Origin of the sequence: Flavobacterium sp., from assembly GCF_020217025.1 — a bacterium.
Taxonomy (GTDB): Bacteria; Bacteroidota; Bacteroidia; order Flavobacteriales; family Flavobacteriaceae; genus Flavobacterium.
Map to the genome: position 1 here is coordinate 1 of NZ_JAIWOF010000154.1, position 10,000 is coordinate 10,000.

The 10,000-nt window shown below is 31.7% G+C and carries 6 protein-coding genes and 1 pseudogene; all 7 read right to left on the reverse strand.

Features of this window, described 5'->3' with window-relative positions:
* Positions 1-655, reverse strand: a pseudogene (locus LDL23_RS07755) (hypothetical protein); the annotation flags it as partial.
* Positions 656-724: 69 nt separating this feature from the next.
* The gene (locus LDL23_RS07760; RefSeq protein ID WP_291265187.1) at positions 725-2,326 is read right to left on the reverse strand and encodes a SulP family inorganic anion transporter; all 1,602 of its coding nucleotides are present in this window, start codon (positions 2,324-2,326) and stop codon (positions 725-727) included.
* A gap of 15 nt (positions 2,327-2,341) precedes the next feature.
* On the reverse strand, positions 2,342-4,210 hold the full coding sequence (locus LDL23_RS07765) for a proton-conducting transporter membrane subunit (RefSeq protein WP_291265188.1): 1,869 nt from the start codon (positions 4,208-4,210) through the stop codon (positions 2,342-2,344).
* 3 nt (positions 4,211-4,213) lie between these two features.
* Positions 4,214-6,709 carry a YbcC family protein gene (locus LDL23_RS07770; protein WP_291265189.1) on the reverse strand — a complete coding sequence of 832 codons (2,496 nt, stop codon included), beginning with the start codon at positions 6,707-6,709 and terminating at the stop codon, positions 4,214-4,216.
* A 70-nt stretch (positions 6,710-6,779) separates the two neighbouring features.
* Complete coding sequence (locus tag LDL23_RS07775; protein WP_291265190.1) at positions 6,780-7,115, reverse strand: hypothetical protein; 336 nt, start codon at positions 7,113-7,115, stop codon at positions 6,780-6,782.
* Positions 7,116-7,265: 150 nt separating this feature from the next.
* Positions 7,266-7,613: a heavy-metal-associated domain-containing protein gene (locus LDL23_RS07780; protein ID WP_291265191.1), complete on the reverse strand. Its 348-nt coding sequence runs from the start codon at positions 7,611-7,613 to the stop codon at positions 7,266-7,268.
* Positions 7,614-7,624: 11 nt separating this feature from the next.
* Positions 7,625-9,925, reverse strand: a complete 2,301-nt coding sequence (locus tag LDL23_RS07785) for a TonB-dependent receptor (protein WP_291265192.1) — start codon at positions 9,923-9,925, stop codon at positions 7,625-7,627.
* Between the last annotated feature and the right edge of the window lie 75 nt (positions 9,926-10,000).

Consider the following 10,000-nt stretch of genomic DNA (forward strand, 5'->3'; position numbering starts at 1 on the left):
TCCAATTGGTATTTATGGTTGGATTATAGTTGGCTGATTTTTGAATTGCCATTGGTTGCGCCATTGCAATTCTATAATCTAACTTACCTAATTTCCCTTTTGCGAAAACTGATAATTTTCTCAAAAACTGGTCTGTAACATCATTTGTAGTTTGCTGAAACAATGGTGCATCAACTCCTAAAATAGAACCTGTTGATGGAGAGGAAAAACGAGCTAATCCACTCCAACCTGATAATCCCATACCTAAAGACAATTTTGTTTTATCAATTGCATATTCACCCATGGCATCATGCAAAAAGAAACCTTGCTTTCTATCAGAAATATTATTTAAGTTGTTTTGTCCAAATTGCGAATAAATAAAAACTCTATCGGTTATTTGCCCATACATCTGAATTCTAAAACGACGAATTCCAATATCGGTTCCGCTGCTTTTTTCAATTCCAAAAATTGTTGTTCCTGGATTATATTCTTGGCTACGAAGCCAAAGCTGAGCTAACATTGTAAACTTTACATAGTTACTGCCATCTTCATTTAAATTGAATTTACGATCTTTAAAAAAGCTATTAGATTCAGGCTTTTTTTCTTCTTGAGCATTTGCTTTTATAGTAACTAACACTAATGCAAAAACTCCTAAATATTTAAAAACATTTTTCATTTTTTGATATAAAGATTTTGAAAACCCTTTGCGAAAAGGGTTTTCAATTATTATTTTACTACTAAGAAATTAAGCCAATTTTGATTTTCTTGAAGATAATGGATGGCTAGAAAGTGGTTGATGATTCTCTAGTCCTTTAATCTTAACTGTTCCTCCATTAGCTTCATAATCATGTTTAAAGTGCTCCAAGTTTTCCATTACAGAATGGTCAACTAATTTGGTTTTCTTTAAATCGATTGTTACATCAAAACCATAAGGAATAGCTTCTAATTTACTTTTTACTCCTAAATAATTTGTAAAAACAGCTGCTTTATTAATTTCAACTAAATAATTATTTCCTTCAAAAGAAACTAAAGTTGGCGCTTTAAATAATGAAGAAATTGGTGTTCCATTAATTAAATGAATGATGATTTTTAAAACCATACCCGCAGCAATACCAATAAGTAAATCTTCGAATAATGTAAAGAAAATCGTTACTAAAAAGATTGCCAATTGTTCTTTACCAATTTGAAATGTATGAATGAATTCTTTTGGATGCGCCAATTTAATCCCTACCGTAATCAACATTGCAGCTAAAGCAGCATTTGGAATCAACTCTAATATTGGAGTAGCAAGTAATACAAACATTAAAATAAAGAATCCGTGGAAAAAATTAGCCCATCTTGTTTTTGCACCATTGTTAACATTTGAAGAAGAACGTGCCACTTCAGAAATCATTGGCAAACCTCCTAAGAAAGCAGCAATTGTATTTCCAATTCCAACAGCAATTAAATCTTTATTCATGTTAGATTTTCTTTTAAAAGGATCCAACAAATCGATTGCTTTTACTGTTAACAATGATTCTAATGTTCCTACTAAAGCAAACATAACTACATATTTAATAAACAATCCTGTTTGAGAAAAACCTTCAAAACTTGCATTGAAATTCAAATTATCAACAAAACTTCCAATTTTCACTAAAGCATAAGCAGGTTCTGTTTCTTTAAAATGCATGAATAACTCACATGGAATAGCAAACAACAATACCACAAGCGGAGCTGGGATCATTTTAATTGTTTTGTTTTTGATATAAGGCCATCCCATCATAATTGACAAACTCACAATACCAATAATAGAAGCTTTAGGATCTAAATTAGCAATGAAGTTTGGAATATTAGCTAATAATTCCAATGGCCCTTTACCTTTTGCTAACGTTGGATTATCATTCAATAAAACGGGAATTTGTTTTGCTATAATGATAATTCCAATCGCTGCTAACATTCCGTGAATAGCAGAAAGTGGAAAGAAATCGGCCAATTTTCCTAATTTTAAAACTCCGAAAAGAATTTGAATTACTCCAGCAACAACCATTGCTCCAAGGGCTAATTTCCAACCCAACTCATTATCTCCTTTTCCAAATTCTGCAACAGCACCAGCAACAATAACAATTAAACCAGCAGCTGGCCCTTTAATTGTTAAACGAGAACCCATGAAAAATGAAACTACAATTCCTCCAATAATAGCCGTAATTAATCCCATAATTGGCGGGAAATCAGAAGCTTTTGCGATTCCTAAACTTAATGGCAATGCCAATAAAAAAACGATGAAACCAGAAATGGCATCCGTTTTAAAATTTTCTTTTAAACCTGCTAATCCATCAGCAGGAATGTATTTTTTTATATTTGCGTTCATATATTTTCGAATAAATTAAGATGATTTGTAAGGTAACTCATGATACGTTTTAACATGAGGACCTAAGAAAAGACGAGCATAAATTCGGATTCCAGCAATACCTGAAACCACAAAACTTGATGCTACAAAAAAGGCTAAGAATAGTTGATTACTATCTATATGACTAAAAACCAAATCTTCGCCAATGAAAGTTGTTGTAATTGGAAAACCTGTGATTCCTAATGTCGCTAACAAGAAAAAGAAAGCAAATTTAGGATGCTCGTAAACATGACCTAAATATTGATTAATCAGAATTTTTATTTCTAATTTACGAAGTTGTAATAAAGCAAAATATCCTATTGTTCCAGCAATAATAATTCCAGCTAGATAATAAGCAATTTCACTGATACTAACTTTGTCATTAAACACAATGGCTAAAGCAATCCAAAAATGATTCATTACGATTAAAATCCATGCTAAAAACGGACTTCTTCGTTCTGAAAACGATTTGAAAACGAATACCAATCCAATAAAAGCAAACAATTCTGGAAGAATATTGGTAATTTGATAAGGTAAATGTAACTTGAATTTATACGTTATGAATCCCAATAAATAGATTGGAATGAAGAAGAAATAAATTCTCTTAATATTCAAGAAATCTAGTGATTTACCAATCATTTTCAAAGGTCTCCACAATACCATATTTAAGAAACCTTCCAAATTAAATTCTTTAAGAGCTAAAATATAAAGCGTGTATTCTATTTTCTTTGGATACGAATCTTCAATAGCTTTTTCTCTTGGTTTGAAATTGTAAAATTGGTCGCGAATTAAATAACTCACTACCGATGGAGAAACTAATAATTGATACGTTCTCAAAAACGCATTTCCTGCAAAGTGAATTAAGGCTAATGTTTCAAAACCTAAAGCAATTTCAATAAATATAATTCCAATTTGAGAAATTGAACTATAGGCAACTTGACTCTTCACAGAAGATTGAACTCTTGCCATAACCGATGCCGCCAAACTCGTAGTTAATCCCATTAATCCAATGGCAAAACGCATGGTAGTTTGATGTTCCCAAAATGGAAACGTTCTCAACATCAAGAAAACTCCTAAATGCACTGATAAGGAACCATAGAAAATTGCACTCGAAGGCGTTGGACCTTCCATAGCTCTTGGCAACCAAGACGAAAACGGAATTTGAGCCGATTTTGCCGCAGCCGCACAAGCTAAACAAAGCGCAATAAATATTCCGATAATGGAATGATTTTGCAGATGTTCGTTTACCAATTCGTAATTATTCAACTTCATGAAAGTAATATTTTCATGAAATAAATGGTGACTTGCCCACATCGCTAATAACAATCCGACATCGCCAATTCTATAAATTGAAAATACTTTGAAAGCATTTTTAACGGGTAAATAACGTTCTCTATAAAAAGCAATTAAAAGGAAAGAAGAAATTCCAATGATTTCCCAACCAATGAATAAGGTTTCAAAATTTCCTGATAAAATAGCTAAGTTATATCCGAAAAAGAAAAACAAAACCGTATTAAAAAAACGTTTGTATCCTTTTTCTCTATGTAAATAATAGCGACTATACGTAGTTATCATCGAAGTTAACAAAGCTCCAATGAATAAATAAACTGCTGAGATTTGGTCAAAATAGAAATCGATGAAAAACTCATAATGAGCTGTTTTTAATATCGATAATTCTAATAAATTCAAATCTTTTGCACCGTCAATTATCCAAAAAATGATAAAAGCTACTAATCCTACTAACTGTAAAAAAACCGTTCCAAAAGCCGTCCATGAGATGGCTTTTTCTTTAGATTCAGGCAAAAACAAACTAATGATAAAGCCTAAAAACGGTAACAGTATAAAATATTGCAATAACTCGTTCATGACTTAAATGGTATTAGTGATTATTCCTACCGGAAGATTCTCTTTTGTAGTTTCAACCAACTGCATTTCATCTTTAATGAAATTCACAGTTTGAAGAGGTTGATAGGGAACAAACTTTTCGTCTTCAAAAACAAAAAGCTCTTTAGTTTCAGGTTGAACCGCCACTAATTTCACCCAATCATTTTTAAACCATTCGTAAGTAGCTGGATTTTTAGAAATCGCATAAAGTACTTTCTCTGGGAAATGTTCTGCAATAACCAACAAACGAACTGGGTCATGAACCTCAATCATTTGACTTGGTAAACCAGGACGTAAATCACCATCGATTCCATTAGCAACTCCAATTAATCCCATTACGTTATGGGGTAATTTAGAACCAGCCCCTAATTTTTGATTATCAACTCTTGAAAAATAGTATTCCAAATTAATTCCACCACCAACTGGAGCAACTGCGCCTAAAATAATGGCTAAATAATCTCCAGAAGGATCGACTTCGTAGTCATATGAATTCAAGAATGAACGTCGATCTAAAAACAATTGTTTTGACAAACTTCTTCTTCCTACAATACACATGGCATTCGTAGCGTGATTTAATTCGGGACGAGGTTCAAATAAAGATAACGAACGACGTTTTACTTTTTCGTGAACTTTTTCTAAAGTATCTGTAGAATCAATCGTATCAAAACGTCTTGAACGTTCCTTTGCATTATTATCTAAAGCTTTAGTAAACGTGATTACATTTTGTTGATGCAATGCTTTATTATTTTCCGACAACGTATCTTCATCATAAAAAGCAATTTCATCTCGAGTTGTATCATGTAGAGCCGGTAAAAATTGTGTTGAAGTTGGAATATCAATTCCTCTTTGTCTCAAAATAGCTCTAACTTCTGGATGATTCGCAGCAAACGAAGCTACTTTTGCGTTTACCGAACTCGGTCTACCACAACAAGCTCCACAATCATAACCCGCATAATGCGTATTATTGATACTAGTCGCTCCGTGTCCAACAACGTAAACTATTGGAGAAAAATTCGATACTAATCCAATACTTTTCAACAAACCTTCTACTCTATTAGCCATTTCTTCTACTGAAAAACCAATTTGTAAGTCACCTTCTTTTTGATTTACATCTTTATTTTCGATAACTAATTTCGATTTTTTATGCAAATGCTTGAATGAAGATGTAGTTGCAGGCGACATCGAAGGTTTAAAAATATTCAAAAATAATTTTAAAGCCGAAGAAAACCCTAACGTCTGACTAATAATCCAACCAAAAAACAACGAGTGTGATTGCTTGTGATAATGTAAATCTTTAGCTTGTTTTTTCTTTCTGTGTTCTTCTTTGATTAAGAATTTTGGTGTAACAGGAGCTGGACATAATTTAGTATAAAATTTTCCATTTACCGGTTGATAGAAAAACTCAAAGTTAAAGAAAGCAGCTGTTCCATAAGTAGAAACATTTTTATCAATGTGTTCAACATGTCTCCTAAACGAACATTCTCTGTCGTCCATACAAAACATACCTTGAAAACTTGGTATCTGCTCTAACTTTTCTTCTTTTACGTTTTGAACATTGGATAAAACAGCATCATAAAGACTCCATTCAAACGCTTGTTGCCAAAGTGATAATACATCGAAAAGTTCATTATATTCGACTTTTTCAAATAATAAGAATTCTTCGTCTTCGATTTTAAAACCAAGTGGCGCCCAAATATCATTAAACTTATTATCTAAAGTATCAATCTCAAGAAGTAATTCAAACTTGATTAATTCTTCTAATGTAATTTGTTTTGAATCTAATAAAGAACTTGGATTGTTCTCAATAGTCGCAATCATTCCGCTCCAACCTGGATGTCCAAATTGTTGGTCAAATAAATATTGTTCGAATAATTCTTCTTTTCCTACAATTATTTCTAATAACTGCGTGATTGAAGCGTTTTCTTGTAATAGTTTTTTTGCTCTATTAGAAGTAAAAATTCCTTTAAAGGTATTCTTTTCTAACTCTCTAATAGAAGCTAAAAATCCTTTATCATGTATAGGAAAATTCCAAATAGCAATCCCTTGATCTAAATAACTACACAATACTCTAAATAATAAACTATGTGTTGATTTTTCTAGATTTATAGCGTAGTATTTTTTCCAATTAGAACGTAAACTTCCAATTCTTGGAGAAATAGATTCGTCGTAATTGGTCTTTAGTAATTTTTCTTTCCAGATTTGAAGATTTGCAGCTCCTTTTGCTTTTGTAATGATAGCATCTAAAACTATTTCATTGATTTCTTTATTAACAAATCGTTGTCTAAAATCGGTTATTGATAAATATGTTTTGTAACCAAAAACAGTAGATGCTTCTAGCAATGCATCATGAAATTTTTTACTTTGAAAAGCATGCAAAGTATTGTGGTGCACAAAGTCTTTTAACGGATTTTGTGCTGGTAAATAATGGGTTAAGTGATGAAGAACTTCGTGTTCGTCAAAACCAACGGTATGTGTTTTCATTGATTAATGAAATAAATTAATACACAGTTAATATTCACAAACAAATGATGTGAAAACAATAAATTAGGTATTAAGATAAGTGAAACTTCCAATTACAATATAAATCGTAAAGTGGAATAATTTCTTTTGAAGAAAAGAATTGGGATAAATATGAACTTGAACTCTCCTCTAAAGAAGATTTAACAATAACAATTGATTTTGTTGGAATTAAAATTACATCCAACTCAATTTTCAATTCAGGTTCTATTTCAACAGTAACATATTCTCCTTCTTCTAGGTCAACGGTTTGAAAATGAGAAAAATCAGCAGGAGTATACTTTTTTTGAAATTCACCTTGAGATTCTGATACTAAATCTTTTGTAGCGTTATATGAAACAGAAAAAACCCACATGAAGAATGTGAGCATAAAAAATAAAAATAATTGTAATAATCTTTTCAAAATGATTTCACTTGCTACCTAAAGTGACTACAAATGTATATTATATTTTGATTCAAAAAATTAATTTCTGATTAATTTTAACAAAAAACCGATTAGAATTTCTAATCGGTTTTTTTACTATTTTTCTATTCTCTCATAATTGCAACAACCATGGAGTTTATCATAGTCTTCATCTTTGGCTTTTGTAAATTCGGTATCATGACCTATAGCTGCAATTGCCTTTGCTACATCCTCTTTAGAACACTTCGTTTCATCTATAATCAAATGAATATCACCATGATCAGCGTGCCACTCAGCGCTTTTTACGCCTTTTACTGAATAAGCTGCTTTTTCAATGCGTTTTTCGCACATTTCACAATTTCCAGCGACTTTAAACTCTACTTTTTTGTTTTTGCTTTTCTTTTCTTGCGCTACCATTGTGAAAGAAAAAATACATGCTAATACTAATAAAACTATTCTTTTCATTTTTCTATTATTTAGTGATTATGAGCTTCCTCTTTAACTGGGGCTAACTCTTCTATTTCATGATTCTGTTTTTTATCTTTAATTTTAAAACGCAATCCAGCATAATACATGGCACCAAAAGTGGGTCCGTATATCATACTACTATCAAAATAAGTACCAAAAGGGTTTTCATTTTGAACAATTCCATTCATTTGTTTGTAATTCCCCATGTTTTCTCCTCCCACATACACTTCAAAAGTACTTGAAAACGTTCTCGTAATTTGAGCATTCAATGTACCAAAAGCTTTTGCATATTCATCTAAACGATATTGTACTGGATTTGATTGTGTATATGGCAAACGTTGTTCCCCTAACCAATTATACGTTACATCAAATTTCCATTGTTGTCCTTTGTCTTTTATATGCGTTTCGTAAGCTAGATTACCAAAAACTCGATGTTTTGCTTGAAGCGCTCTTTGCATTTGACCTGTTACAAATTGCGTTTGTACATCGTAATATTTGTAAGCCGTTTTAAAAGTCAAATGTGTCATTAAATCAACAGAAAATTCAGCTTGAAATGAATTCGCAAAACTATTCCCTTTTAAATTGTAAAATAAAACATCTTGTGGAGAAGCATCAATATCAACCACCGCTTGATTTTGAAAATCAGTACGATAATAATCTAAAATTACCTCAACATCTTTTCCTACTAATTTGAATTTTTGGATAAAACTCAAACCATAATTCCATGCAATTTCTGGATTTAATCCGTACAATTTCCCATCCGTATTCAAAATTGAGAAATTTCTGTTGGATGCAAATAATTGTTGGTTTTCAGCAAAAATATTAGCCGCACGTTTTCCTCTTCCGGCTGAAGCTCTAATAACAGCTTCTTTCCATGGATTGTATCGAATGTGTAATCTTGGCGTAACAAAAGTTCCTAAACGGTTGTGATTATCTACTCTTGCTCCAGCCACTAAGCTAAAATTATCGGAATTGTCATAAGTGTATTCAAAAAACGCTCCAACCGAATTATCAATTCTTGAAAAGTCGCGACTGAAATTCACCGCTACAAATTCGTTATAATCATCGTAAGAGAAATTTAAACCCGTTGTGAATTTATTCTTTGTGTTATTGATAATCGAATTAAATAATAAATTCGAATAAAAACTTTTTTGATGAATGTCATACTGACTTAAACCAAAATATGAATCTTGTTTGTGCGATTGAAAGGAATTTTGGAAGCCAAAACTTTGATATGGCATATCGGGAAAAACATAACCTGTTTTGTTTGAAATTTCAATTTTCTCGGTATTGATTTCGCTTCCCCAAGCGTTTGTAGTTAATCTATCTTTGTCGGGATTGAAACTCATTTCTCCTGCTTGTTTTTCATCGTTCATATAGCGAACATTCAAAAAACTAACAATACCATTTTCAGAATCATTATACTGCCAACGGTTTAAAATATTGACTTGTTTTCCAATTGGACCATCTAAAAATCCGTCGTTGTTCATGTCATTTCTGTTTTGTCTGGTATTACCATGTAGAAACAAAGTAGAACTCAATTTATCAGAAAATTTATTATTGAAATGCGTATTGATTTCATAACGACTATCTTGAGAACCATAAACATTCAAGAAAAATGGAATATCATTAACTGGTTTTAAAACTTCATAATTGATTTGGCCCGAAATACTTTCATAGCCATTAATTACGCTTCCAGCTCCTTTGGTAATTTGAATACTTTCCACCCAAGTTCCTGGCACAAAAGACAATCCGTAAGCTTGCGAAGCACCACGAACCGAAGGAATATTTTCTTCCGCAATTAAAATATACGGACTCGTTAAACCCAACATCTTAATTTGACGATTTCCAGTTACCGCATCGGAAAAATTCACATCGATAGATGGATTCGTGCTAAAACTTTCAGACAAGTTACAACAAGCTGCTTTAAGCAACTCTTTTTGTCCCATGACTTGAATGTTTTGAACTTTATATAAAGAATGTTCCGTTCCTTTTTTGGTTTTGGTAATCGTTACTTCTTTTAAAGTTTTTACTTCTTTCAAAATAACAGAGATGGTATTATTTACTACATCGATTTTTTGAGTTTCAAAACCAATATAACTTATTACTAAAGAAGAAGTTTCGGGAGATTTTTTTATAGTGAAATTCCCATTTTCATCTGTGGTGGTTCCAATTGCGGTATTGAACCAAAACACATTGGCACCTAATAAAGGTTGATTATTTTCGTCAGTTACTATTCCTTTTATGGTTTCTTGTGAATAAATAAATTGAGAAACAAAGAATAGCAAAAACGCTATATTTTTAAACATAATAAAGTTATTTATTGTTATTAATTCTTTGATTTACAGAATAAAAAACAATAAACTTATGCGTAAAAAACCAAT

Coding starts and splice junctions, on each gene's coding strand:
- LDL23_RS07770 (WP_291265189.1), bottom strand. CDS start 6,709: ATGAAAACACATACCGTTGGTTTTGACGAACACGAAGTTCTTCATCAC.
- LDL23_RS07775 (WP_291265190.1), bottom strand. CDS start 7,115: ATGCTCACATTCTTCATGTGGGTTTTTTCTGTTTCATATAACGCTACA.
- LDL23_RS07760 (WP_291265187.1), bottom strand. CDS start 2,326: ATGAACGCAAATATAAAAAAATACATTCCTGCTGATGGATTAGCAGGT.
- LDL23_RS07785 (WP_291265192.1), bottom strand. CDS start 9,925: ATGTTTAAAAATATAGCGTTTTTGCTATTCTTTGTTTCTCAATTTATT.
- LDL23_RS07765 (WP_291265188.1), bottom strand. CDS start 4,210: ATGAACGAGTTATTGCAATATTTTATACTGTTACCGTTTTTAGGCTTT.
- LDL23_RS07780 (WP_291265191.1), bottom strand. CDS start 7,613: ATGAAAAGAATAGTTTTATTAGTATTAGCATGTATTTTTTCTTTCACA.